At 69.1% G+C, this 21,481-nt stretch carries 25 protein-coding genes; 7 read left to right on the top strand and 18 right to left on the bottom strand.

Annotation, left to right across the window (positions count from 1 at the left end):
• Nucleotides 1–62: 62 nt before the first annotated feature.
• Nucleotides 63–980 carry a phosphotransferase gene (locus OH802_RS16505; protein ID WP_406020184.1) on the bottom strand — a complete coding sequence of 306 codons (918 nt, stop codon included), beginning with the start codon at nucleotides 978–980 and terminating at the stop codon, nucleotides 63–65.
• A gap of 102 nt (nucleotides 981–1,082) precedes the next feature.
• Here OH802_RS16505 and OH802_RS16500 point away from each other — a divergent pair, with 102 nt between their 5' ends.
• Nucleotides 1,083–1,511 carry a hypothetical protein gene (locus OH802_RS16500; protein WP_406020182.1) on the top strand — a complete coding sequence of 143 codons (429 nt, stop codon included), beginning with the start codon at nucleotides 1,083–1,085 and terminating at the stop codon, nucleotides 1,509–1,511.
• 10 nt (nucleotides 1,512–1,521) lie between these two features.
• Here OH802_RS16500 and OH802_RS16495 read toward each other — a convergent pair whose 3' ends face one another.
• From OH802_RS16495 to OH802_RS16470, 6 genes are read right to left on the bottom strand one after another with little or no spacing between them, the layout of a single operon-like run.
• Nucleotides 1,522–2,136, bottom strand: a complete 615-nt coding sequence (locus OH802_RS16495) for an acVLRF1 family peptidyl-tRNA hydrolase (RefSeq protein ID WP_406020180.1) — start codon at nucleotides 2,134–2,136, stop codon at nucleotides 1,522–1,524.
• Nucleotides 2,137–2,145: 9 nt separating this feature from the next.
• The gene (locus OH802_RS16490) at nucleotides 2,146–2,508 is read right to left on the bottom strand and encodes an MmcQ/YjbR family DNA-binding protein (RefSeq protein WP_406020178.1); all 363 of its coding nucleotides are present in this window, start codon (nucleotides 2,506–2,508) and stop codon (nucleotides 2,146–2,148) included.
• 24 nt (nucleotides 2,509–2,532) lie between these two features.
• Nucleotides 2,533–3,081, bottom strand: a complete 549-nt coding sequence (locus OH802_RS16485) for an ASCH domain-containing protein (protein WP_406020176.1) — start codon at nucleotides 3,079–3,081, stop codon at nucleotides 2,533–2,535.
• Between the two features lie 25 nt (nucleotides 3,082–3,106).
• Nucleotides 3,107–3,952, bottom strand: a complete 846-nt coding sequence (locus OH802_RS16480; RefSeq protein WP_406020174.1) for a GNAT family N-acetyltransferase — start codon at nucleotides 3,950–3,952, stop codon at nucleotides 3,107–3,109.
• 25 nt (nucleotides 3,953–3,977) lie between these two features.
• Complete coding sequence (locus OH802_RS16475; RefSeq protein WP_406020172.1) at nucleotides 3,978–4,628, bottom strand: maleylpyruvate isomerase family mycothiol-dependent enzyme; 651 nt, start codon at nucleotides 4,626–4,628, stop codon at nucleotides 3,978–3,980.
• Between the two features lie 12 nt (nucleotides 4,629–4,640).
• The gene (locus OH802_RS16470) at nucleotides 4,641–5,906 is read right to left on the bottom strand and encodes a dicarboxylate/amino acid:cation symporter (protein ID WP_406020170.1); all 1,266 of its coding nucleotides are present in this window, start codon (nucleotides 5,904–5,906) and stop codon (nucleotides 4,641–4,643) included.
• Nucleotides 5,907–6,216: 310 nt separating this feature from the next.
• Here OH802_RS16470 and OH802_RS16465 point away from each other — a divergent pair, with 310 nt between their 5' ends.
• Nucleotides 6,217–6,558, top strand: coding sequence for a WhiB family transcriptional regulator (locus tag OH802_RS16465; RefSeq protein ID WP_160022637.1), 342 nt, complete (start codon nucleotides 6,217–6,219; stop codon nucleotides 6,556–6,558).
• A gap of 60 nt (nucleotides 6,559–6,618) precedes the next feature.
• Here the strand turns inward: OH802_RS16465 and OH802_RS16460 are convergent, their stop codons facing one another.
• The 8 genes from OH802_RS16460 to OH802_RS16425 form a co-directional block, all read right to left on the bottom strand.
• A complete protein-coding gene (locus OH802_RS16460; protein WP_160028798.1) occupies nucleotides 6,619–6,954 on the bottom strand; it encodes a metal-sulfur cluster assembly factor in 336 nt (111 codons plus the stop codon).
• A gap of 125 nt (nucleotides 6,955–7,079) precedes the next feature.
• Nucleotides 7,080–7,532 (bottom strand): Fe-S cluster assembly sulfur transfer protein SufU, encoded by a 453-nt coding sequence (gene sufU, locus OH802_RS16455; protein WP_331907108.1) that lies wholly within the window; start codon nucleotides 7,530–7,532, stop codon nucleotides 7,080–7,082.
• Complete coding sequence (locus tag OH802_RS16450) at nucleotides 7,532–8,785, bottom strand: cysteine desulfurase (RefSeq protein WP_406020167.1); 1,254 nt, start codon at nucleotides 8,783–8,785, stop codon at nucleotides 7,532–7,534. The genes sufU and OH802_RS16450 overlap by 1 nt, the downstream gene beginning before the upstream one ends.
• 1 nt (nucleotide 8,786) lies before the next feature.
• Nucleotides 8,787–9,545 (bottom strand): Fe-S cluster assembly ATPase SufC, encoded by a 759-nt coding sequence (gene sufC / locus OH802_RS16445; protein ID WP_406020165.1) that lies wholly within the window; start codon nucleotides 9,543–9,545, stop codon nucleotides 8,787–8,789.
• A complete protein-coding gene (gene sufD / locus OH802_RS16440; protein ID WP_406020163.1) occupies nucleotides 9,542–10,726 on the bottom strand; it encodes a Fe-S cluster assembly protein SufD in 1,185 nt (394 codons plus the stop codon). The genes sufC and sufD overlap by 4 nt, the downstream gene beginning before the upstream one ends.
• A complete protein-coding gene (gene sufB, locus OH802_RS16435) occupies nucleotides 10,726–12,144 on the bottom strand; it encodes a Fe-S cluster assembly protein SufB (RefSeq protein ID WP_091041037.1) in 1,419 nt (472 codons plus the stop codon). The genes sufD and sufB overlap by 1 nt, the downstream gene beginning before the upstream one ends.
• A complete protein-coding gene (locus OH802_RS16430) occupies nucleotides 12,141–12,872 on the bottom strand; it encodes a metalloregulator ArsR/SmtB family transcription factor (RefSeq protein ID WP_355227730.1) in 732 nt (243 codons plus the stop codon). Before OH802_RS16430 ends, sufB begins: the two co-directional genes overlap by 4 nt.
• Nucleotides 12,873–12,991: 119 nt before the next feature.
• Complete coding sequence (locus OH802_RS16425; protein WP_406020161.1) at nucleotides 12,992–13,375, bottom strand: hypothetical protein; 384 nt, start codon at nucleotides 13,373–13,375, stop codon at nucleotides 12,992–12,994.
• 116 nt (nucleotides 13,376–13,491) lie between these two features.
• Between OH802_RS16425 and OH802_RS16420 the strand changes: the two genes are divergently transcribed.
• A complete protein-coding gene (locus OH802_RS16420) occupies nucleotides 13,492–14,088 on the top strand; it encodes a methyltransferase domain-containing protein (RefSeq protein WP_406020159.1) in 597 nt (198 codons plus the stop codon).
• A gap of 32 nt (nucleotides 14,089–14,120) precedes the next feature.
• Here the strand turns inward: OH802_RS16420 and OH802_RS16415 are convergent, their stop codons facing one another.
• Nucleotides 14,121–14,591: a PPOX class F420-dependent oxidoreductase gene (locus OH802_RS16415; protein WP_406020157.1), complete on the bottom strand. Its 471-nt coding sequence runs from the start codon at nucleotides 14,589–14,591 to the stop codon at nucleotides 14,121–14,123.
• Nucleotides 14,557–15,198: a glyoxalase gene (locus OH802_RS16410; protein WP_406020156.1), complete on the bottom strand. Its 642-nt coding sequence runs from the start codon at nucleotides 15,196–15,198 to the stop codon at nucleotides 14,557–14,559. The genes OH802_RS16415 and OH802_RS16410 overlap by 35 nt, the downstream gene beginning before the upstream one ends.
• A 247-nt stretch (nucleotides 15,199–15,445) precedes the next feature.
• On the opposite strand from OH802_RS16410, the gene OH802_RS16405 reads away from it, so the two are divergent.
• The 3 genes from OH802_RS16405 to OH802_RS16395 are packed head-to-tail and all read left to right on the top strand — an operon-like array spanning nucleotide 15,446 to nucleotide 18,091.
• Complete coding sequence (locus OH802_RS16405; protein ID WP_406020154.1) at nucleotides 15,446–16,408, top strand: ABC transporter ATP-binding protein; 963 nt, start codon at nucleotides 15,446–15,448, stop codon at nucleotides 16,406–16,408.
• Complete coding sequence (locus OH802_RS16400; RefSeq protein WP_406020152.1) at nucleotides 16,401–17,192, top strand: ABC transporter permease; 792 nt, start codon at nucleotides 16,401–16,403, stop codon at nucleotides 17,190–17,192. Before OH802_RS16405 ends, OH802_RS16400 begins: the two co-directional genes overlap by 8 nt.
• Nucleotides 17,189–18,091: a COX15/CtaA family protein gene (locus tag OH802_RS16395; RefSeq protein ID WP_406020150.1), complete on the top strand. Its 903-nt coding sequence runs from the start codon at nucleotides 17,189–17,191 to the stop codon at nucleotides 18,089–18,091. The genes OH802_RS16400 and OH802_RS16395 overlap by 4 nt, the downstream gene beginning before the upstream one ends.
• 153 nt (nucleotides 18,092–18,244) lie before the next feature.
• Here OH802_RS16395 and OH802_RS16390 read toward each other — a convergent pair whose 3' ends face one another.
• Nucleotides 18,245–19,126 (bottom strand): heme o synthase, encoded by an 882-nt coding sequence (locus OH802_RS16390; RefSeq protein WP_406029321.1) that lies wholly within the window; start codon nucleotides 19,124–19,126, stop codon nucleotides 18,245–18,247.
• Between the two features lie 299 nt (nucleotides 19,127–19,425).
• Between OH802_RS16390 and tkt the strand changes: the two genes are divergently transcribed.
• Nucleotides 19,426–21,480, top strand: coding sequence for a transketolase (tkt, locus tag OH802_RS16385; RefSeq protein WP_406029319.1), 2,055 nt, complete (start codon nucleotides 19,426–19,428; stop codon nucleotides 21,478–21,480).
• The last annotated feature ends 1 nt before the right edge of the window (nucleotide 21,481 follow it).

Raw genomic sequence — 21,481 nt, 5'->3', positions numbered from 1 at the left:
CCCGAGAAGTGCAGGGATTGCCTGAGTCGTGTTGCAGATGTGACGCATGTGACCCGCGCGGCTCACATCTCGAGCAGCGCCTCAACCAATGGCGCCTGCTTCTGCAGGGTCCGCAGGTGAGGCGCGACGGCGGGGTGGCGGAACTTCGCGAGCAGCGGTCCCTCCCCCGGCTTGATCCGGCTCAGCGCCCACTCGGCGCGGCTCAGCGCGGTGTAGACGGCGCTGATCTGCGCACCGAGCGTCACCTCGTCGCGCGTCGCGACGCCGGAGGGAAGCCCCAGGACGTACGCCTCCAGCAGCGGCTCGAACGACTCCCGGGCGTGCAGCAGATAGAGCCCGAGGTCACCACCGACCGGGCCGTGTCCGAGGCTCGACCAGTCGATAGCGATCAGCCGCTCGCCGTCGTCGGTGCGGCCGAGGAGGTTCTGCGGCGCCGGGTCCCCGTGTTGGGCGACCTGGGGGAGCTCGTCGAGGAGATTGGTGAAGCGCCCGCGTCGCTCCCAGAGGGTGTGGGCGATGTCCGCGGCGGTCGTACGCATCATGGTCGGCCAGCCGCCGTTGTACTCCACCCGCGCGATCCGGTCGCGGAACTGGTCGCGCGCCAGCCAGCGCGCCTCACCCAGGTCCGCGCCGGCGAAGCGGCCCATCGATAGTGCCGCGAAGAGCCCGGAGTTGGCGGCGTCCTCGACCCAGTCGCTGGTCAGGGTGATGCCCTCGTCGTCCTCGGCGACGCTCGTACGCGCGCCGATCATGCCCTGGGTGTCGTCGACCAGCCCCGAGGTGGCGACGTCCGCCGCCCGCCGCCAGTAGGCGAAGTGCCGCCGGCGGCTCAGCTCGGCCGGATCGTAAGCCCCCGGCTGCGCGAGCCGCTTGACCACGACCGGCTCCTGCTCCTCGCCCACAGCAGTGCGCCAGACCCCCAGCGTGGAGGGTCCGGTGCCGCCGGGAAGGACGAGCCACCCTGGGTCGGGCTGCCACATGCTTGCCAAAGTAGCGCATCCTCGCAGGTCGCAGCGGCACTCACCGCCGGGATGCGACGACGGGATGCTGAGTTTGATCCTGGGGCCGATATGGTTGAGCCGATGTCCGAGACTGACTACTGCGAGCTGTGTGACCTGCCGAAGTCACAGTGCATCCATGGGCGGCCCCCGGCCCCGCCCGCTCCGGCTCCAGTGAAGAAGCCGACAACCCGGGTGCGCAAGACCACGACGAGCTCGACGGCCGCCGCGCCGAAGGTCGTCACCAAGTCCGCTCCCCGCAAGTGGACCCCGCCGGCCGCCTTCGCGCCGCTCATCCTCGAGATCCTCGAGAACGCGGGCGGCTCGATGTCCGCCGACGCCGTCCTCGACGAGCTCGAGAGCCAGCTGGGCGACAGCCTCCTCCCCGGCGACTTCGAGACCACCCCGGAAGGCGAGCTCCGCTGGCGATACGCAGCGCGACGCGCCCGCCAGACGCTCCTGACCGACGGATCGATGGTCAAGGGCTCGCCGGGAGTCTGGCAGCTCCCCTGACGCGGAGGCGTCAGCTGTCGGCGTTGAGGACCTCGATCCGCACCTTCTGGGCGTCCTCGATCGCCTGATCCAGCACCGCCCGGTTGGGGTCCTGCACGGCCAGCCACGGTCCGGTGACCTCGAGCGACGCCAGCCGCCGGTCCTCGAGCACGTCGTCGACACCGCCGTGGTCGCCGCCGGTGACCAGCGGGCCGCGCAGCCCGTTCAGGATCCGGGCCGCGTGCTCGGCCGCCGCCTCGTACGCAGCGCTGGCCTGGTTGGCCCGGCGCCGGGCGAAGCGCTGCTGGCTCCAGCCGCCCGCCTTGGTCTTCCCCTGGACGTGCCGCCGCCCGATCTTGTGGTCGGCGATCTCGCCGCCGCTCATCCGGGCGATCGCGAAGCCGCCCTTGCGCACCAGCAGCAGGCCCCAGTCCCGCGGCGCCGCCGCGGCGGCGATGAACGCCTCGACCTCGGCCGGCCCGGCGTAGGACTTCTCGAACGGCAGCGCCGCGATGAACGAGGAACCGTCGGCCGCGGCACCGGTCAGCGCACCGGAGTCGACCGCGAGCCGGGTCTCGCCGTGGCGCCCGGCGAAGTTGTCGACCCAGCGCTGGATCCGAGCGACCGGGACGGCGACGTTGGGCATGTCCGTACGCTACCGGTCCAGGCCACGCAGCAGTCGAGGCGGCGCAATGTGCCGGTAGGCGTCCTCGCAGATCTCGGCGACCTCGTCCCAGTCGACGTCACCGTCGAGCCGCATGCCGACCCAGCCGCGGCCACCGACGTAGGGAGGCACGAAGAACCGCTCGGGATCGTCACCGACGACCTCGGCCTGCACCCCCGCTGCAGCCGCCGCCCACAGATGCGGCTCGTCGCGCCCGTGATGTCCCTGCGGCCACAGCATCACGAACTGCTTCTTCACGAAGAACCCGGGCGAACCATGAGTGACCCGCTCGGCGCTGTCCGGGAACCCGAGGCAGATCTCCCGGACCCGCTCGGTCAGCTCGGTCGGTGTCATGTGCCCATCATCCGACTTCTCGGATCACTCAGGCTTCGGCCAGACGAGCTCGAACTGCTCCATCACGACTGGCATGTCCTCGCTGAACTCGTGGTCGGGACCGGCGAACTCGGTGAAGAAGCGTTCGTGCACCTCGCGCCAGTAGTCGAGCGACAGGTCGCCCTCGCCTTCCAGCCGGGCGAACTCCTCAGGGACGTCCCGGAACGGGGCGACGTCGACCTGGGTGGTGGCGATCAGGGCCCGCGGGTGACCGGAACCGTCGAGGATGATGCTCATGCCACCGACGGTCGGGAGCGGCTCGTCTCCGTTCTCGAAGTCCCACTGCGCAGTGGCCGTCGCGGTCTTCACCCCCTCGAGAACGAGCTCGAGCAGACCGTCGGCCTCCTCCGGCGTACCACCGAAGGCCCAGGCCGGCGGCTGCAGCGCCTCCAGCGGCGATGCCCCGAAGTAGCCGGGCGCGGCGCTGAGGTGGGCGTGGTGCTTCACGTCGTCCCAGAACGCGGCGATGTCAGCCTCCTGCTGGGAGTCGGACACGGGGGCCTCAGGCTCAGGGATCGTGGCGTCGTCGCTCATAGGCGACACTCAATCACAGTTCGCGTTAGCCGTGCCGGGACTCGACGGAGGTACGCGGCGTGGCTGATCGCGCGGTCACCAGGCGTGCCTCGACGCGCCAGCCGAGGCCGGCGTAGAGGGGCTCGCCCATCTCGCTGGCGACCAGAAGACCATGGATGGCACCGGCCTCCCGGGCGGCAGCGACGAGCAGGCTCATCACCGCGCCGCCGAGACCGCGGCGTCGGTGGTCGGGCTCGGTCTGGATCCGGTCGGCGACGGCGTCGGCGCCGATGACGGCGATCCGCCCGCCGGCCGCGACAGCATCGCCCGCGCTGACCGTCACGGTGATGACGCCGCCGTCGCGCTCCACCTCGGCGCGGTAACCCTCCGGAAGCCGCTTGGACGCGTGGTCCGCGAGGTCGATCGACATCAGCGTCTCCTCGCCATCGTTGGCCACCAGCCCGGCCTCGACGAACCAGGGACGTACGCCCGCGGGCGACTCGGTCACCACTGATAACCACGCCTCGGGCGTGGCCCGGGCGGTGTCGACGAGCCCGGCGAGCGTGTCCGCGTCGTCGGTCGCCACCCACTCGACCCGCCGCCCTGGCTCCCCCACCTCCACGCGTACGCCTCCGGGCACCGCCGCAGGGCGTGGGAAACCCCGCGCGTAGGCCCAGCCGCGGGCCCACCGGGAGACCAGGTCCGCAAGGTCGGTGTCCCCCGCGGCAGCGGAAAGCGCGGCCTGACGGCCGCGGTACCACTCCCCCAGCACCGTCGCGACCAGCACGGCGACGGCCAAGCCGAACGCCAGCGGATCCAGGGTGAACAGCCCGATCACCGCGAGTCCCACCGCGGCGATGTACCCGAACCAGATCCGACCAGGAGCCTCCACGTCCGCGGAGCCTACCCGGCTGGGTCTACCTGGCTGGGCCGATCCGCTCCCGCAACGTCGCCACCCCTGGTCCATCGAGATCCGCCAGCGCGACCGACCGGCCGGAGAGCGCCATGGCCAGGGCCTCGCTGGGACCGGCGACCTCTTCGGCCGAGCCGTCGGCCGCAGTCCAGGACCAGTCCTGGTCGGTCGCGCGCAGCGCGAGCCCGTCGAGCCGTCCGGCCGGGACCACCCCGAGCGAGGCCTGCTTGGTCGGCAGCCAGTCGAGCACCGCGCGCCAGTCCTCGAGCGGGACGTCGGTGTCGAGACCGAGCGGCCGGGTGCAGTCACGCAGGTGGATGCAGTGGTCGGTGAACTGCCCCATCGGACCGACGCCGGGCGCCGGCACCCGCTTGGTGGCGTACGTCCTCAGCATCCCGGTCAGCTCGGCGACCGGCCGACGCGCCTGCTCCTCGGCGATCGCGGCCGAGGCCCGGTCGATGGAGCCTCGGGCCAGCAGCGTGCGCCACAGCAGCCGCCCGATCCCGACCGAGAACGGCATCGCGCTGTGCCCCAGCACCTCCCTCACCGTCCAGGCCGAGCAGAGGCTCTGCGTCTCCAGCTGGGACTCGTCGAGGCCGTCGAAGAAGTCGGCGAGCAGGCGGCGGTTGGCTGCGGTGCGGGCGGCTACGTCCATGCCTCCATCGTGTCAGGCCGCCGCCTCCGCGACAGGCTCCACCACCGGCTTCGTCCCGGCGTACACGTCCCGGTCGATCTCGTCCGCGCCGTGCGCCACCAGCAGAGCGACCATGGTGTCTCCGTTCACGTTGAGGAACGTACGCAGGATCCCGGTGAACCAGTCCACCGCGATGAGCAGCCCGGCGGCCTCGATGGGCAGGTCCAGGGACGTGGCCAGGAAGATCGCGACGACCGGGAACCCACCGGGCACGGTGATCGTGCCGATGTTGAGCAGCACCGCGAGCGCCATCCCGAGCGCGATGTCGCCCGGGGAGAGCGAGACGCCGGAGGCCTGGGCGAGGAAGAGCACCACGATCGTGTAGTTGAGCACCGCGCCGCACGAGCCCATCGTCATCCCCAGGCAGAGCGTGAAGTCCGCGACCCGCTTCGAGATCCCGAACTTCTCGACCGCGTTCTTCAGCACCGTCGGGAAGGTGACTGCCGACGACGTCGTGGTGACGGCCACGACGGTCTGTTCGGCGAGCTTCGCAGGCAGGCGCAGCGGGTTGAGCCGGGTGACGGCGACGACCACGACGACGTAGAGGGCGGAGATGATCACCACGCCGGCCAGGGTCGTGCCCAGATAGGCGAGCGCGGTGGTGACCACCCCGAAGCCGACGCGGCCGGCGAGGTCGGCGAGGAGGCAGAAGACGCCGATGGGCGCCAGGAACATGACGTACCTGATCATCAGCAGGACGATCGCCTGGATCTGCTCGAAGAAGGTGAGCACGACGGTCGGGCCGTTCATCGCGGTGTAGCGGTTGAGCGCGAGGCCGAAGATCAGGGCGAAGACGATGATCGGCACCATCGCCCCGGTGGCCATCGCCTCGACCACGTTGGTGGAGACGAACCCGGTCACGGTCTGCTGCCAGCCGACCGCGGTCGCCGCGGCCGAGTCTGTCAGGGTCGGGTCGAGCTCGCCGTCATAGCGCATCCCCGAGCCCGGCTGGATCAGCTCGGCGAGCCCCCAGCCGACGAAGGCGGCGACCACCGCGAACCCCAGCATCCAGCCGAAGGTCGCCCCGGCCAGCCTGCCGGCACCCGCCCCGGTCATCGCGCCCGTCGCGACGATCACCGACGAGGCGACCAGCGGGACGATCGACATCTGGATCAGCCGGATGAAGATGTCACCGACGAACTTGAGGTTCGCCGCCCACTCCCCCACCACCAGGCCGAAGACGATGCCGGCGACCGCACCGACGAGGATCAGGACGGCTGGGGACTTCAAGACCTTCATCGGGTCTCCTAAGCGTCGGGGACGGTGGATCCCGGACGCTAGCGAGGCCGCGTACGCCGCCGGTTAAGCCGTCGTCACCGGCACGTTTCCCACGACAAACCAGTGGTCCCGGCTGGGGCGGGGTGAATACCATTGATGTCATGCGCGAGACCACGATCTGCAACCACCTGGGCCGACCGGTCCAGGACGTGGAGTTTGCGCGCTCGGAGCCGCAACGAACGTAGGTGCTCACCGCATCCACCAGGGCCGCTCCGATCGAATCGGAAGCGGCCCTTCTCATGTCCAGCAGCATCACCAGGAGGTGAACGAGATGGAGATCATCACACTCTTCGGAGAGGGCAACAGCTCGAAGACCTACGAGCTGACGCTGAAGCACCCGACTCCCCGGACCGACGAGTGGGCCTGCGTGGGCGAGGACCCGGAGCTCTTTCATCCCGAGGACCTCACCCAGCTCGCCGAGGCGCAGCAGGTCTGCGCCGACTGCCCGATGCGGCAGACCTGCCTCGAGCTCGGGACCGCCCGGCGGGAGTGGGGAGTCTGGGGCGGTGTTCTCCTGGAGAGCGGCAAGCCGCGGGACACCCCCAGAACTCCGGGCCGGAAGCCTTACAAGCGCAGCCAGGAAGCGATCGCGAGGGCTAGAAGAGTTGCCTGAAATGACCTGGGAGTCCTGAGGTCACCCAGTGACCTCAGGACTCCCACGTCGGGCGAACCCTCAGACGTTGAACCCGAGAGCGCGCAGCATCTCGCGGCCGTCGGGGGTGATCTTGTCCGGGCCCCACGGCGGCATCCAGACCCAGTTGATGTGTACGTCGTTGACCATGCCCTCCAAGGCCTGCGAGGTCTGGTCCTGGATGACGTCGGTCAGCGGGCAGGCCGCCGAGGTCAGCGTCATGTCGATGACCACGTTGGAGTGGTCCTCGATGTGCAGACCGTAGATCAGGCCCAGGTCGACGACGTTGATGCCGAGCTCGGGGTCGACGACGTCCTTCATCGCCTCCTCGACGTCCTCGATCTTCAGGCTCGCGCCCTCGACCGTGGACGTACGCATCCCCTGCCACTCCGGGGCCTCGTGACCGTGGCCATGGCCGTGGCCGGAGTGGTCATGACCGGAGTGGTCATGACCCGCGTGGTCGTGTCCCGCGTGATTGTGCTCAGCGTGGTCGGTCTCAGTCATCAGTTCTCCTCAGCGACAGTCTTCGCGGCGGCATCTTTCCAGGCCATCCACGACAGCAGCGCGCACTTGATCCGGGCGGGGAACTTGGCGACGCCCGCGAAGGCGATGCCGTCCTCCAGAATGTCCTCGTCGGGCTCCACCTGGCCCTTGCCCTGCATCAGCCGCAGGAACTCCTCGTGGATGACCATCGCCTCATCCACCGTCTTGCCGACGACCAGGTCGTTGAGCACGGAGGCCGACGCCTGCGAGATGGAGCAGCCGAGGGCGTCGTAGGAGATGTCCTCGATCTTGCCGCCGGCCACGTGGAGCCGCAGGGTGATCTCGTCACCGCAGGTGGGGTTGACGTGGTGAACCTCCGCCTCGAAGGGGTCGCGAAGACCCTTCCCGTGCGGGTTCTTGTAATGGTCCAGGATGATCTCCTGGTACATGCTCTCGAGGTTCGCGGCAGTCATCACTTGTCCAACTTGAAGAACGTGCGTACGTATTCCAACCCCTCGACCAGCGCGTCGATCTCGGCGGGCGTGGTGTAGAGGTAGGACGACATCCGGTTGGAGGCCTGTACGCCGAACCGCTGGTGGGCAGGCTTGGCGCAGTGGTGCCCGGCGCGAATGGCGACGCCCTTGGAATCGAGGACCTGGGCCACGTCATGCGGGTGCACCCCGTCGAGCTCGAAGGAGATCGCGCCGCCGCGCTTGGCCGCGTCGGACGGGCCGAGCACGGTCACGCCCGGCACGGTCGCGAGGCGCTCGAGCGCGTAGGCCGTGATCGCCTGCTCGTGGGCGTGGACGTTCTCCATGCCGACGTGCATGAGGTATTCCAGCGCCGCACCGAGACCCACTGCCTCGGCGATCGGCGGAGTTCCGGCCTCGAACTTGTGCGGGATTGGCGCGTAGGTCGACTTCTCCATCGTGACCGTGGCGATCATCTCGCCACCGCCGAGGAACGGCGGCAGCGCCTCGAGCGCGGCACGCCGGCCCCACAGGACGCCGATGCCGGTCGGGCCGACGACCTTGTGGCCGGTGAAGGCGAGGAAGTCGGGACGCTCCTCCTCGGCCATGCCGGCCAGGTCGATCGGCAGCACCGGGGCGGCCTGCGCGGCGTCGACGACGACGAGCGCACCGACCTCGTGAGCCTTGCGGGCGATCTCGGCGATCGGGTTGATCGTGCCGAGCATGTTGGAGACCCAGGTCAGCGCGACGATCTTGGTCGCCGGCGTGATCAGCTCGTCGATGTTCGACAGGTCGAGGTCACCGGAGTCGGTGAGCCCGAACCACTTCAACGTCGCACCCGCGCGCTGCGTGGCGAGCTGCCACGGAACGATGTTGGAGTGGTGCTCCATCTCGGTGGTGACAACCACGTCGCCGGCGGCCAGGGGCACGGTGTTGGCGACCAGATTGAGCGCCTCGGAGGCGTTCTTGGTGAAGATCACCTCGTCGCGCTCGGGCGCGCCGAGGAAGCGCGCGACGGTGTCGCGCGCCCCCTCGAACGCCTCAGTGGCCTCGGCACCCAGGTGGTGCATCGCCCGGGCGATGTTGGCGTTGTGCCGCTCCAGGTGGTCGACCATGGTGTCGATCACGATCTGCGGCTTCTGCGAGGTGTTGGCGCTGTCGAGATAGACCAGCGGGGTCTCGCCGCCGTCGAAGGTGCGCTCCAGGATCGGGAAGTCCTTGCGGACCAGATCCAGGTCGGGCAGCAGACCCTTCATGTCAGACCCCTGCCGCGACGTACTTCTCGTAGCCGTTGGCCTCCAGCTCCTCGGCCAGGTCCGGGCCACCCGACTCCGCGATCCGGCCAGCCACGAAGACGTGCACGTGGTCAGGCTTGATGTAGCGCAGGATGCGGGTGTAGTGGGTGATCAGCAGGACCGACTTGCCATCGCGGGCGCGGAAGTCGTTGATCCCCTCGGAGACGACCTTGAGCGCGTCGATGTCGAGGCCGGAGTCGATCTCGTCGAGCAGCGCGAAGGCCGGGTCGAGGATATCGAGCTGGGCGATCTCGTGGCGCTTCTTCTCGCCACCGGAGAAGCCCTCGTTGACCGAGCGCTGCGAGAAGGTCGGGTCCAGGTGCATCTTGTTCATCGCACCGTTGACGTCCTTGACCCACGTACGCAGCTTGGGGGCCTCGCCGTCCAGCGCCGTCTTCGCGGTGCGCAGGAAGTTGGCCACGCTCACGCCGGGGACCTCGACCGGGTACTGCATCGCGAGGAACAGACCAGCCTTGGCCCGCTCGTCGACGGACATCTCCAGGACGTCCTCACCGTCGAGGGTGACGGTGCCGCCGGTGATGGTGTACTTCGGGTGGCCGGCGATCGAGTAGGCAAGCGTCGACTTGCCCGAGCCGTTGGGGCCCATGATCGCGTGGGTCTCGCCGGAGTTGATCGTCAGGGTCACGCCCTTGAGGATCTCCTTGGCACCGTCCTCGGTGCTCACCGAGACCGTGAGGTCCTTGATCTCAAGCGTGCTCATGCGATTGCGTCCTTCTCGATAAGAATGTTGATGTTTTTGGCGAGCTCGGCCTCGACCGTGCTGGTCAGCTTCTCCTCGAGCTCGGGGACACCGATCTGACGGATCAGGTCGTTGAAGAAGCCGTGCACGACCAGACGCTTGGCCTCGGTCTCGGAGATGCCGCGGCTCTGCAGGTAGAAGAGCTGCTCGTCGTCGAACCGGCCGATCGCCGACGCGTGACCCGCGCCCTCGATCTCGCCGGTCTCGATCTCCAGGTTGGGCACGGAGTCGGCCCAGGCACCGTCGGTGAGGATGAGGTTGCGGTTCTCCTCGTACGTCTCGATGCCTTCGGCCTCCTTGCGGATCAGCACGTTGCCGATCCAGACCGCGTGGGCCTTCTCGCCCTGCAGCGCGCCCTTGTAGACCACGTGGGACTTGGTCTTCGGGGCGGTGTGGTCGACGAAGAGACGGTGCTCGATGTGCTGGCCGGCGTCGGCGAAGTAGAGGCCGAGCGACTCCACGGAGCCACCGGGGCCGGAGTACTCCGCCGAGAAGTCGTGGCGCACCACGTCGCCGCCGAAGCTCACCGAGACGTGCTTGAGGTTGGCGTCGCGGCCGACCTTGGCGTGCTGGGTGGAGAGGTGGACGGCGTCGTCGGCCCAGTCCTGGACGGAGACGACGGTGAGGTCGGCGCCGTCCTCGACGACGATCTCGATGTTGTCGGCCACGACGGCAGAGCCTTCGAAGACCAGCACGACGGTCGCCTTGGCGAACTTCTCCGCCACGATCACCGCGTGACCGGCGCCGGCGGTCTCCGAGCCGGTGCCGTGGTGGCGGATCACGGTCGCGCCCTCGACGACGGTGTCGGTCGGGATTCGCACGACGGTCGCGCCGGTGCTGGCCGCCCAGGCCCGCGCCGAGACGCGGTCGGTCGGGATCAGACCCGAGCTGCCGCGTACGGCATCGTCGGCCGCCACGGTCTCGACGGTCACGCCCGCGGCCGCCTCGACCTCCACCTTGGTCGCACCGTCGGCGAACGGGGCGTCGTTGTGGATGCCCTTGAGGCGCTTGAGCGGGGTGAACCGCCAGATCTCCTCGCGACCCTTCGGTACCTCGTGCGCCTCGACGTCGAAAGAGCCTTCCGGGTGGAGGTGGGACTCGACCTTGTCGAGCTCCAGAGCCTCCTGCACAGCTGCGGTCATCAGCCGACCGCTCCTTCCATCTGCAGTTCGATCAGGCGGTTGAGCTCGAGGGCGTACTCCATCGGGAGCTCCTTGGCGATCGGCTCGACGAAGCCGCGCACGATCATCGCCATCGCCTCGTCCTCGGCCATGCCGCGGGACATCAGGTAGAACAGCTGGTCGTCGGAGACCTTCGAGACCGAGGCCTCGTGACCCATCGAGACGTCGTCCTCACGGATGTCGACGTAGGGGTAGGTGTCCGAACGGGAGATCTGGTCGACCAGGAGCGCGTCGCAGAGCACGTTGGACTTCGAGCCGTGCGCGCCCTCGTTGATCTGGATCAGGCCGCGGTAGGACGTGCGGCCACCGCCACGCGCCACGCTCTTCGACAGGATGGACGAGGAGGTGTTCGGAGCGGCGTGCACCATCTTGGCGCCCGCGTCCTGGTGCTGGCCCTCGCCAGCGAAGGCGATGGAGAGCGTCTCGCCCTTGGCGTGCTCACCCATCAGGTAGACCGCCGGGTACTTCATGGTCACCTTGGAGCCGATGTTGCCGTCGACCCACTCCATGGTCGCGCCCTCTTCGCAGACGGCGCGCTTGGTGACCAGGTTGTAGACGTTGTTGGACCAGTTCTGGATGGTCGTGTAGCGAACGCGGGCGTTCTTCTTCACGATGATCTCGACGACCGCGGAGTGCAGCGAGTCGGACTGGTAGATCGGCGCGGTGCAGCCCTCGACGTAGTGAACGTAGGAGCCCTCGTCGGCGATGATCAGGGTGCGCTCGAACTGGCCCATGTTCTCGGTGTTGATCCGGAAGTAGGCCTGCAGCGGGATGTCGACGTGGACACCCTTGGGCACGTAGATGAAGGAGCCACCCGACCACACGGCGGTGTTCAGCGCGGCGAACTTGTTGTCGCCGACCGGGATCACCGTGCCGAAGTACTCCTGGAAGATCTCCGGGTGCTCCTTGAGCGCGGTGTCGGTGTCGAGGAAGAGCACGCCCTGGGCCTCGAGGTCCTCGCGGATCGAGTGGTAGACGACCTCCGACTCGTACTGCGCGGCGACACCGGCAACGAGGCGCTGCTTCTCCGCCTCCGGGATGCCGAGCCGGTCGTAGGTGTTCTTGATGTCCTCGGGCAGGTCCTCCCACGAGGTGGCCTGCTTCTCCGACGAGCGCACGAAGTACTTGATGTTGTCGAAGTCGATGTCCGAGAGGTCGGAGCCCCAGGTGGGCATCGGCTTGCGGCCGAAGAGCTTGAGGCCCTTCAGGCGCAGGTCGAGCATCCACTGCGGCTCAGACTTCTTGCCGGAGATGTCGCGGACGATGGCGTCGTTGAGACCGCGCTGTGCCGCGGCGCCGGCGACATCCGAGTCGGACCAGCCGAACTCGTACTTGCCGATGCCCTTCAGCTCGGGGTTGAGCTCCTCGATGGAGGTCATGTCGTGACCTGCTCCTTCTTCTTCGAAACTTCGCCGGGACCGGAGGATCCAGGAGGGATGTGCGTCGTGCAGACTCCGTCGCCGTGGGCGATGGTGGCCAAGCGTTGTACGTGGGTGCCGAGCAGCTTCGCGATCGCCTCTGTCTCCGCCTCGCAGAGCTCGGGGAACTCCTGGGCGACGTGGGCGACCGGGCAGTGCTGCTGGCACAGCTGCTCACCTGCGTCATGGCCGTTGATCAGCGGCAGCTCCCTGACGGAGGCCGCATAGCCGTTGGCCGTGAACACATTCGCAAGCACCTGCGCGGGGCTGAGATCCGTCTCGCTGGCAGCGATCCGGTCCAGTCCCTGCTTGATGAACGCCGCGCGGCGCTCCGCGAATTCCCGCACGGCCTCTTCGCCGGCCACCTCGGAGAGGAACCGCAGCGCCTCGACCGCCAGGTCGTCGTACTTCTTCTCGAAGCCGTCCCTACCCTGGTCGGTGAGCGCGAAGAGCTTGGCCGGGCGGCCTCGCCCACGCGTGGACGCGGTGCGCGGCTCACGCTGCTCCACCGCCTCCTCCTCGGCCAGGGCGTCCAGGTGGCGCCTGACCGCGGCCGGGGTGAGATCGAGCCGCTTGGCCAGCGTCGCAGCGGTCTGCGGACCGTCGACAAGCAGCGACCGAGCGACCCGCTGGCGGGTGCTCTCCTCGCTGGTCTCTGCGGGCTGCAGAGTGCTCTCGTCGAATTTCACAACACCATTGTGACGTTATTCCCCCAGGCGATTCAACGAAGGCAACCCTTACTTGCTCATTGGGCAGCGACAACGTGTCGTACGTCACCACCGCATCCCGATCAGCAGCGAAGCACTGATCAGCCTGTCGGCATCCCGTCAAGGGTCGGGGAGGCGAGCGCGGCGACGCCGACGTAGACGGCGTCGGGCGGCAGCCAGCGGGTGCCGCGGTCTGAACGCAGGACCGCGCGACCGCGTTCGAGGTCGAAGACACCGACTCTGGTGCGGCCGCCGGAGCGTACGACCGCCACCTCGCCGCGCTTGGGTCGGCGGGGGTTGATCATCAGGTCGGAGCCCGGCGGGAGGCCGCGAGAGGTGAGGTGGGCGCCGACAAGACGGTAGACCTGCGTCCCCTCTTCAGGCGCAGGTGCCGATGATCGCTTGATGGGCGCTGGCAACGCATGAGGAGCGATGTCGAACGGCAGCGGTACGTCGCGCCGGGACGTGCCGCCAGTCGATCTCATGTTCGAAAGCGTACCGGTCAACGACGGCACACGGAACCGCCCTGGAATCGCGGAATCGCGGATTCGCCCGGGCGCCCTGCTCTGCCACCCTGCGCCGGTCCGAGAGACTGTGGCCCATGACCGTCAATGACCCCACAGACTGGGAAACCGCGTACGTCCGCGGCACGACCGGCTGGGACCTCGGCGCTCCCCTGGCATACATCGAGGAGGACGCGGCGCTGTTCGGGGAGCCCGGAACCGCCTTCGCGCCAGGGGCCGGCCGGGGACACGACGCGGCGGGGTTGGCGGCTGCCGGATGGCGTACGACGGTTGTCGACGTCTCGCCCACGGCGGCCGCCCACGCAGCAGAGCACTACCCGGACCTCACCTACGTGGTCGGCGACGCATTCGACGTCGACGTCGTCCTGGCCGCGACCGGCGGACCGGTCGACCTGATGTGGGACCACACCTTCTTCTGCGCGCTGCCGCCCGCCTGGCGCGGCCGCGTCGGTGACCTGGCCCGCACGGTCGTACGCCCCGGCGGGCGGGTCGCGTCGGGGGTCTTCCCGATCGACCGGCCGAGCGAGGAGGCGGGCCCGCCATGGACGTACGTCCCCGAGCACATGACCCGCGCGCTCGGCCCCGACTTCGACCTGGTCCACCTCTCCGAGCCGCGCCAGCTGAGCCCGCGGCTGCCGTGGAACCACCGCCTCGGGATCTGGCAGCGACGCTGAACCCGCCAGCAGAAGCCAGCGGCCGCTCGGTCTCAGGCCAGGCGGGCCGGGAAGCCGCCGGTGGCGACCGGGCCCCAGCGCTTCGGGGTGATCCGGAGGAGGGACTTGCCCTGGTCGACCATGGCCTGGCGGTACTCGTCCCAGTCGGAGTGCTCGCCGGAGATGTTGCGGAAGTAGGTGACGAAGGCGTCCAGGGCCTCCTCCCCCGCGGTCGCGTCGAGCACCTCGGCCTCGCCGTCGACCTGCACCCACGCGCCGTTCCACTCCTCGGAGAGGACCATCACGCTCACCTGCGGGCGGCTGCGAGCGTTGCGGGTCTTGGCCCGTTCGGGATAGGTCGCGATCACGATGCGCCCGTCGTCGTCGACCCCGCCGGTGACCGGCGAGAGCTGCGGGGACCCGTCGGCTCGGCTGGTCACCAGGATCATCTGGTGGCGGGGACGTACGAACTCCAGGAGCCCCTCGAGATCAACGGTCGTGTTCGTCGCGATCGTATGTGCCATGGTCCCCAGCCTGCCAGGTGAACCCGTCCGGGTCGGTGAAGGCCTCGCTGCCGCCGCCCAGGAGGATTCCGTACGCAGCGGCCGGGTCGACCGCGACACCGGTCTCCTTCTCCAGGGCGCGCCGGGGATAGATAGCGAGCTGGACGGCACCGGGAGCTGCCTCGAACTCGGCGTACTTGCCTCCGAAGCTCCGCTTCACGCCGAGCCCGCGCTCGGCGTAGAACCGCTTGGTCGCCTTGACGTCGGCGACGCCGAGGAGCAGGACGATGTCGTCGATCTCGCGGGTGGCGGGGCCGTTGTCCTTCTTCGCCGAGGTGGCGATCTTCCAGATCGAGCCGTCGGGAGCCTGGACGATGCCTCCGTAGCCCCAGAACGACTTCTCTACCGGCTTGAGCGAGGTGGCGCCGGCCGCGAGTGCGGAGTCGACGAGGCTGTCGACCGTCGAGGGCTGGCTGACGACCAGGGAGATCGTGAACGGGCGGCCGGTGCCGGTGCCCGGGCCCTGGCGTACGGAGATCTGGTCGGTGAGCCCGAAGGCCTTCTCGTAGAACGCCTGGGCGTCCGTGGCGTCGGTTGCGTCGAGGGTGATGGTCTCAAGTGTGAACATGTCTCGACCTTAGGAATCCCGGGGCCTTTGAGGCTTCTCGATTCCTGACCGCCTTGCCTGTTGATCTTCTGAGCAGAAATTGTGTCTGAGACACCGCGTCATAGGCCTAGGGGCATCGCGTCTCATCCCCGCGTTGGCCGTCCTTCGGTGGGAGTTGGGCGGCCAACGTCCTTACAGGCACCTAAGAATCCACAGGATCGCACCTACGCGATTGGGCCGGTGGCGTACGCCTTCTTAGACTGCCGCCGTGGACTCTTCCGTCGCCAGGCCTGCTGTCGAGGTACGCGACCTGCGCATGACCTATGGCGACAAGACGGCCGTCGACGGACTCACGCTGAGCGTCGCGGAGGGCTCGATCACGGCCGTTCTCGGGCCCAACGGTGCCGGCAAGACGACGACCCTGGAGACCTGCGAGGGCTACCGGAAGCCCCAGCAGGGGACGGTACGCGTCCTCGGGCTCGATCCCATCGCCGACCGCAAGCAGCTGCTCCCCCGGATCGGGGTGATGCTGCAGGGGCAGGGCGCCTGGAGCGGCGTACGCGCCATGGAGATGCTCAAGCACATCGCCCGGCTGCACGCGCATCCGCTCGACGTCGACTACCTGGCCGAGCGGCTCGGCCTGGGCGAGTGCGGTCGCACCCCCTACCGGCGGCTCTCCGGCGGGCAGCAGCAGCGGCTCGGGCTGGCGATGGCGCTGGTGGGCCGTCCGGAGCTGGTGTTCGTGGACGAGCCGACGGCGGGGATGGACCCGCAGGGGCGGCGTATGACCTGGGAGCTGCTGCGCGAGCTGCGCGCTGACGGCGTCACCGTCGTGCTCACGACGCACTACCTGGAGGAGGCCGAGGAGCTGGCCGACCACGTGCACATCATCGACCGCGGCCGGATGATCGCCTCGGGCAGTCCGCTCGAGCTCACCAGGGGTGGTGCGACCGCCACGGTGAGACTGGTCGTGACCAAGCCGTTCCCGCCCGGTGCCCGCGAGTCGCTGCGCAAGGCGCTCGGCGAGGACACCGAGGTCACCCTGCTCGACGAGCGCTCGATGCGGGTCACCGGGAAGGCCGACCCGACCACGCTCTCGAAGGTGAGCCGCTGGTGCGAGGAGAACAACGTCCTCCCGGAGTCGCTGACCCTGGGTCGCAGGAGCCTCGAGGACGTCTTCCTCGACCTCACCGGAGGGCTCCATCTCACCGAGGGGGTCGAGCATGTCTGAGGTGGCCACGGGGACCTTCACCCCCAAGCCCGGCGGCGCCCCGATCACCCGGCAGGTGGTCGCCCAGGCGCTGATGGAGGCCAAGCTGATGCTCCGCAACGGCGAGCAGCTCCTCCTCGCCGTCGTGATCCCGGTGATGGTGCTGGTCGGCGGAGTCACCGCGGGCAACGCGATCGACCTCGACCTCGGCACCGACCGGCCACTCGTCGACCTCCTCACCCCCGGTGTCCTCGCCCTGGCGATCATGTCGACGTCGTTCACCAGCCTCGCGATCGCGACCGGGTTCGAGCGGCGCTACGGCGTGATCAAGCGCCTGGGGGCCTCACCGCTCCCCCGGATCGGCCTGCTCGCCGGCAAGGTGCTCGCGCTCGGCTGCGTACAGCTCGTCCAGCTCTTCGTCATCGGCGGCGTCGGCCAGATCCTCGGCTGGACCCCCGCCGCGGGGTTCGGCACCGTCCTCGCCTTCTTCCTCGCCATCGCGATGGGCACGCTGGCCTTCGCCTCGCTCGGGCTCTTCGTGGCCGGCGTGCTGCGCGCCGAGGCGACCCTGGCCGCGGCCAACCTCATCTACCTGCTTCTCCTGGCCGGCGGTGCCGTGGTGCTGCCTCTGACGGCCTACGGCGCCTACGGCGACGTCGCCCGCTGGCTCCCCTCGGGCGCGCTCGGAGAGGCCGTACGCACCGCGTTCCTCGACGGCGTCCCGGCCTGGCGAGACCTCGGCGTACTCCTGATCTGGGCCGTTCTCGGCTCCACCCTCACAGCTAGGACCTTCAAGTGGGAATGACGTCCACCGAACCCGCCACCGGCCCGGCCCCCACGGCCAAGGACAAGGTCCTCGCCTGGCTCCGCGCCCACGCGTTCGGCCTGGCCATCGCCAACCTGATCGCCAACATCGGGATCGTGGTGACCGGCGGAGTGGTCCGGTTGACCGGCTCCGGCCTCGGCTGCCCCACCTGGCCCAAGTGCACCGAGGAGTCCTACGTGGCTCACGAGGCGCTCGGGATCAACGGCGTCATCGAGTTCGGGAACCGGCTGCTGACCTACGTCCTGGCCGCCATCGCGATCACGGTCGTCATCGCGGTGTGGAGGCGCCGGGGCGTCGTCCGCAACCTGGCGGTCGTCATCGCCCTCGGCGTCCCGCTCCAGGGGGTCCTCGGCGGGATCACCGTCCTCAGCCAGCTCAACCCCTACGTCGTCGCGCTGCACCTGCTCGCCTCGATGGCGATGGTCGGCGTGTGCGTCTGGCTGCTCGACGAGCTCCGCTCGCCGGTGCGCGAGGCCGCGCCGCGCAGCGTACGCATCGCCTCCGTCGTCACCCTCGTCGTCGGCTGGGTCACGCTCTGGCTCGGCACCGTCGTGACCGGCTCCGGCCCCCACTCCGGCGACCTCGAGTCCCGCCGCACCGGCCTCGACCCGGCCCTGATGTCCCACATCCACGCCTATGCCGTCTACGCGCTCATCGCCGCGACCCTGGTCACGCTGTGGCTCGGCCGCAAGAACGCGTACGTCCGCCGGGTCACGATCGTCCTGCTGGTCATCGAGCTCGCGCAGGGCCTGATCGGCTGGGTCCAGTACCTCACCGACCTCCCCGTCCTCCTCGTCGGCTTCCACATGCTCGGCGCCGCCCTCGTCTCCGCCGGCCTCGCCCGCGTCCTGGTCTCCACCCGAGCCCACACCGCCTGACTCACCCTCGCCGAGGCGTCACCCCGGTCGGCCGAGAAGTCGCTCCCGCTGCCCGAAGCGTCACGCGCGTCGGCCGAGCGGGCAGTGTGCTGCCGACTCGACCGACGCCACTGACGCTTGGGCCGACGTAGCTGACGCCTCGGCGGGAGGCCGTCAGCCGATGAGCGGGTCGACCGCGAGGGCGACGAAGAGCAGGCTCAGGTAGAGGTTGCTCGAGTGGAAGAGCTGCATCGGGCGGATCTTGGTGAGGTCCTCGGTGCCCTTGGCACGAGCGTGCAGCTGGTGGGCCTGGACGAGGAAGACGGCGCCGAGGCCGATGGCTGCGACCGGGTAGAGCCAGCCGGTGGAGGCGAGGGGCCACAGCAGCAGCGAGGTGGCGACCATGACCCAGGAGTACGCCACGATCTGAGCGCCCACGTGGCGGGCGGACTTGACCACCGGCAGCATCGGCACGTCGACCTGCGCGTAGTCCTCGCGGTAGCGCAGCGCCAGGGCCCAGGTGTGCGGCGGGGTCCAGAAGAAGACGACCATGAACAGGATCAGCGGCTCCCAGTTCACCGAGTTGGTGACCGCGGTCCAGCCGATCAGGGTCGGGAAACAGCCCGCGATGCCGCCCCAGACGATGTTCTGCGTGGTGCGCCGCTTGAGCAGCATCGTGTAGACGAAGACGTAGAACGCGTTGGCGGCCAGCGACAGGCCCGCGGAGAGCCAGTTGACGAAGAGGCCGAGCACGACCACCGACAGGACCGCCAGGACCGACCCGAAGATCAGGGCCGCCCGCGGGGTGACCACGTGGCGCGGCAGCGCCCGGCGTCGCGTACGCCTCATCTGCTCGTCGATGTCGCGGTCGTAGACGCAGTTGAAGACCGAGGCCGAGCCGGCCGAGAAGATCCCGCCGACGACCGTGGCCGCGACCAGGCCGACGCCCGGGACACCCTGGGCGGCGAAGAACATCACCGGCACGGTGGTGAGCAGCAGCAGCTCGATCACGCGGGGCTTCGTCAAGGAGACGTACGCCGAGATGACATCGCGCATTGACGCGCGGTCGCTACGCTGGTCGAGGTCGGGGACCGGCTGTTCGACGTGCGTCACTGAGAAGATCCTTCTCGATCGGGTTGAGGCTTCACATGCGGCTCATACAGGCAGTTCACAGCATGCGGCTCGCAGTCTAACCCGGGGCGTGAGTAGGCTCGGATTCGGCAGCCCCCACGGCCAGCCCAAGAACTTCCCAAGTGGACTCTACGAATTTGAAAAGGCACCTCGTGAGCACCAAACCTGTACTCGAGTGGACCGATCTGGACAGCAAGGCCGTGGACACCGTCCGCGTACTCGCCATGGACTCCGTGCAGAAGGTCGGCAACGGCCACCCTGGCACCGCGATGAGCCTGGCCCCGGCTGCCTATCTGCTCTTCCAGAAGGTGATGAAGCACAACCCGGCCGACACCGACTGGCTCGGTCGTGACCGGTTCGTGCTCTCCGTCGGCCACTCCAGCGTCACCCTCTACATCCAGCTCTACCTCGGCGGCTTCGGTCTCGAGCTCGGCGACCTGGAGAGCCTGCGCACCTGGGGCTCGCTGACCCCGGGTCACCCCGAGCGCGGCCACACCCGCGGTGTGGAGGTGACCACCGGCCCGCTCGGCCAGGGTGTCGCCAACGCCGTCGGCATCGCGATGGCCCAGCGCCGGCTGCGCGGCCTGCTCGACCCGGACACCCCGGTCGACCAGCCGAGCCCGTTCGACCACAAGACGTACGTCCTGGCCGGCGACGGCGACCTGCAGGAGGGTGTCAGCAGCGAGGCGAGCTCGATCGCCGGCACCCAGAAGCTCGGCAACCTCACGATGATCTACGACGCCAACCGGATCTCGATCGAGGGTGACACCAACGTCGCGTTCACCGAGGACGTCGCGGCTCGCTACCGGGCCTACGGCTGGCACGTCCAGGAGGTCGACTGGACCCACGACGGCACCGGCTACTCCGAGGACGTCCCGGCGCTGTTCGACGCGATCAACGCCGCCGGCGAGGTCACCGACCAGCCGTCCCTGATCGTGCTGCGCACCGTCATCGCCTGGCCCGCCCCGAACGCGCAGAACACCGAGGCGGCCCACGGTTCGGCGCTCGGCGCCGAGGAGGTCGCGGCGACCAAGGAGATCCTGGGCTTCGACCCGGCGAAGTCCTTCGACGTCGACCCCGAGGTGCTCGCCCACACCCGCAAGCTCATCGAGCGCGGCGAGAAGGCCGAGGAGGCCTGGCGCGCCGACGAGGCCGCCTGGGCCGAGGCCAACCCGGAGGGCGCCAAGCTGCTCGAGCGGCTGCAGGCCGGGGAACTCCCCGCCGACATCGCCGACGCACTGCCGTTCTTCGAGGCCGACGCCAAGGGCATCGCCACGCGTGCCGCCTCCGGCAAGGTGATCAACGCGCTGGCGCCGGTGCTGCCCGAGCTGTGGGGCGGTTCGGCCGACCTCGCCGGCTCCAACAACACCACGATCGCCGGTGCGCCCAGCTTCGTCCCGGAGGACCGCTCCACCGATGAGTGGAAGGGTGACCCCTACGCCGGCCGCGTGCTCCACTTCGGCATCCGCGAGCACGCCATGGGCGCGATCCTGAACGGCATCGTGGCCCACTCGCCGACCAAGGCCTTCGGCGGCACGTTCTTCCAGTTCTCCGACTACATGCGAGGCGCCGTACGCGTCGGGGCGCTGTCCAAGCTGCCGGTCATCCACGTCTGGACCCACGACTCCGTCGGTCTGGGCGAGGACGGTCCGACCCACCAGCCGGTCGAGCACCTCGCCGCGGTCCGGGCCATCCCGGGCCTCGACGTGGTCCGCCCCGCCGACGCCAACGAGACCGCCGCCGCCTGGCTCGAGGTACTCAAGCACCACGACCGCCCCTCGGCGCTCATCCTGACCCGCCAGGCGCTGCCGACCTTCCCCCGCGGGAAGGACGCCGAAACTGGTGAGCACTGGGCCGACACCAGCGGCGTGGCGAAGGGTGGCTACGTACTCCTCGACTCCCCCACCGGCACCGTCGACGTCGTGCTGCTCGGCACCGGCTCCGAGGTGCAGTACGCGGTCGCCGCCCGCGACGAGTTGGCGAAGGAGGGCATCGGTGCCCGCGTCGTCTCGCTGCCGTGCCTGGAGTGGTTCGAGGCCCAGGAGCAGGACTACCGCGACTCGGTGATCCCGCCCAACGTCAAGGCGCGCGTCAGCGTCGAGGCCGGCGTGAAGCAGGGCTGGCGGGAGTACGTCGGCGACGCCGGCCGGATCGTCTCGCTCGAGCACTTCGGCGCCTCGGCGTCCGGTGCGCTGCTGTTCAAGGAGTACGGCTTCACCCCCGAGGCGGTCGTCACGGCCGCCAAGGAGAGCCTCGCCGCCATCAACAAGGGAGCATGAA

It is taken from the genome of Nocardioides sp. NBC_00850, assembly GCF_045207335.1.
GTDB lineage: Bacteria > Actinomycetota > Actinomycetes > Propionibacteriales > Nocardioidaceae > Nocardioides.
This window is presented reverse-complemented; position numbering and strand designations above follow the sequence as displayed.

Excerpts from the sequence above, each read along its gene's own strand:
- OH802_RS16460 (WP_160028798.1), bottom strand. The coding sequence starts at position 6,954 with ATGCGTACGTCCACGGTCGAGGGCGCGAGCCTGAAGATCGAGGACGTC.
- OH802_RS16465 (WP_160022637.1), top strand. The coding sequence starts at position 6,217 with ATGGAGATCATCACACTCTTCGGAGAGGGCAACAGCTCGAAGACCTAC.
- sufC (WP_406020165.1), bottom strand. The coding sequence starts at position 9,545 with ATGAGCACGCTTGAGATCAAGGACCTCACGGTCTCGGTGAGCACCGAG.
- OH802_RS16505 (WP_406020184.1), bottom strand. The coding sequence starts at position 980 with ATGTGGCAGCCCGACCCAGGGTGGCTCGTCCTTCCCGGCGGCACCGGA.
- OH802_RS16495 (WP_406020180.1), bottom strand. The coding sequence starts at position 2,136 with ATGCCCAACGTCGCCGTCCCGGTCGCTCGGATCCAGCGCTGGGTCGAC.
- OH802_RS16470 (WP_406020170.1), bottom strand. The coding sequence starts at position 5,906 with ATGAAGGTCTTGAAGTCCCCAGCCGTCCTGATCCTCGTCGGTGCGGTC.
- OH802_RS16400 (WP_406020152.1), top strand. The coding sequence starts at position 16,401 with ATGTCTGAGGTGGCCACGGGGACCTTCACCCCCAAGCCCGGCGGCGCC.
- OH802_RS16425 (WP_406020161.1), bottom strand. The coding sequence starts at position 13,375 with ATGAGATCGACTGGCGGCACGTCCCGGCGCGACGTACCGCTGCCGTTC.
- OH802_RS16415 (WP_406020157.1), bottom strand. The coding sequence starts at position 14,591 with ATGGCACATACGATCGCGACGAACACGACCGTTGATCTCGAGGGGCTC.
- OH802_RS16485 (WP_406020176.1), bottom strand. The coding sequence starts at position 3,081 with ATGAGCGACGACGCCACGATCCCTGAGCCTGAGGCCCCCGTGTCCGAC.
- sufU (WP_331907108.1), bottom strand. The coding sequence starts at position 7,532 with ATGACTGCCGCGAACCTCGAGAGCATGTACCAGGAGATCATCCTGGAC.
- OH802_RS16475 (WP_406020172.1), bottom strand. The coding sequence starts at position 4,628 with ATGGACGTAGCCGCCCGCACCGCAGCCAACCGCCGCCTGCTCGCCGAC.
- sufB (WP_091041037.1), bottom strand. The coding sequence starts at position 12,144 with ATGACCTCCATCGAGGAGCTCAACCCCGAGCTGAAGGGCATCGGCAAG.
- OH802_RS16390 (WP_406029321.1), bottom strand. The coding sequence starts at position 19,126 with ATGCGCGATGTCATCTCGGCGTACGTCTCCTTGACGAAGCCCCGCGTG.
- tkt (WP_406029319.1), top strand. The coding sequence starts at position 19,426 with ATGGACTCCGTGCAGAAGGTCGGCAACGGCCACCCTGGCACCGCGATG.
- OH802_RS16395 (WP_406020150.1), top strand. The coding sequence starts at position 17,189 with ATGACGTCCACCGAACCCGCCACCGGCCCGGCCCCCACGGCCAAGGAC.
- OH802_RS16450 (WP_406020167.1), bottom strand. The coding sequence starts at position 8,785 with ATGAAGGGTCTGCTGCCCGACCTGGATCTGGTCCGCAAGGACTTCCCG.
- OH802_RS16420 (WP_406020159.1), top strand. The coding sequence starts at position 13,492 with ATGACCGTCAATGACCCCACAGACTGGGAAACCGCGTACGTCCGCGGC.
- OH802_RS16490 (WP_406020178.1), bottom strand. The coding sequence starts at position 2,508 with ATGACACCGACCGAGCTGACCGAGCGGGTCCGGGAGATCTGCCTCGGG.
- sufD (WP_406020163.1), bottom strand. The coding sequence starts at position 10,726 with ATGACCGCAGCTGTGCAGGAGGCTCTGGAGCTCGACAAGGTCGAGTCC.
- OH802_RS16500 (WP_406020182.1), top strand. The coding sequence starts at position 1,083 with ATGTCCGAGACTGACTACTGCGAGCTGTGTGACCTGCCGAAGTCACAG.
- OH802_RS16410 (WP_406020156.1), bottom strand. The coding sequence starts at position 15,198 with ATGTTCACACTTGAGACCATCACCCTCGACGCAACCGACGCCACGGAC.